1 protein-coding gene is annotated in these 1,087 nt (G+C 30.2%); it reads right to left on the reverse strand.

Features of this window, described 5'->3' with window-relative positions; translation table 11 throughout:
- Positions 1 to 82 precede the first annotated feature (82 nt).
- Positions 83 to 901 (reverse strand): hypothetical protein, encoded by an 819-nt coding sequence (locus FTT63_RS15555; RefSeq protein WP_127800934.1) that lies wholly within the window; start codon positions 899 to 901, stop codon positions 83 to 85.
- Between the last annotated feature and the right edge of the window lie 186 nt (positions 902 to 1,087).

Genomic DNA, 1,087 nt, shown 5'->3' on the forward strand with positions numbered 1-1,087 from the left:
AAATGGACAATGCCGGTGACAAACTGGGGGCAAACCATCACACAGTTATCGATTTACTTTGAAGGCAGGCTCGATGATATAATTAAACTCTAGCCAATTCGGCTGACACAGAATTTTGAACGCTCTCAGAAAATATGATCAGAGTCAATGGAGTAATGGCCAATGTTGCACCAAATTTCGAAAAACTATCTCTACGCTCTTTTAGTTCTTCTTTTTTTTGCTCATAAAGCTCTTTAAAGCCTTTGTTGAGTAAAATGAAATCATATGTTTCCTTGCTTTTTTTAAGCCTATTTTCTAAATCTAATACAGCTTGTTTTTTTTCATCAAAACTTTCTTCCCATTTTTTGATCATTTCAAAAGTTGTTGTATTGGTTTCTACAAAACTATTGAAATCTGAAAAATCTTTTTCCTCTAAGAAATTTCTTATTTCACTAAGCTTTGAATCACTATAAATTTCCCCACAGATAACGAACGGTAATTCATCTACGAAATCATAATGTGTTTTGAACTCTAAATATCTTTGATTTTTTTCAGTATAAATGAAGTCATAAAAACTTCTTACAATAGGATTGTGTTGTTCATTTTCTTTAATTCCACGTCTAAATTCCCATTCTTTTAAATAAACATAAAAACTCAGAGCACCATATTTTAAATGCAATAAATCATTAGCAATAATTGAGTCAGCTAATTGACTTACATCAAATAAGTTCCACTTCTTTGTCTCATGTAGATTTATGTCAAGATATTCAAGTGTCCTATTAGTAAAGAACTCTTTTAAAGATCTAACTTTATTTGCCCAGTTCTTAGTTTCATCATCTTTAGAATTTAAGTTTTTTTGAGCAGTTTCAAAAAGTCGATCCAATGCATTCTGAAAACTTTCAGAAACAAAAGAAAATCCCATCCCACCCTCTTATTTTTATTTAAATATATAATTTTATTATAAATAAAAAGCCCCTGTTATGGTAATGCCAGTCAGTTAAGCAAATTTTAGTAAAATGTAGTAAAAATGAGTGTATGTAAATACGCTCATTTTTTTATGTCTTTATCTGAACATTTAGAATCCACTCTTGAACATGCTCTCCCATCA

Source organism: Acinetobacter sp. C15 (assembly GCF_013420645.1).
GTDB classification, from domain to species: Bacteria; Pseudomonadota; Gammaproteobacteria; order Pseudomonadales; family Moraxellaceae; genus Acinetobacter; species Acinetobacter indicus.

Bases quoted from the DNA above. Each gene is read 5' to 3' on its own strand.
- FTT63_RS15555 (WP_127800934.1), bottom strand. From the start codon at position 901: ATGGGATTTTCTTTTGTTTCTGAAAGTTTTCAGAATGCATTGGATCGA.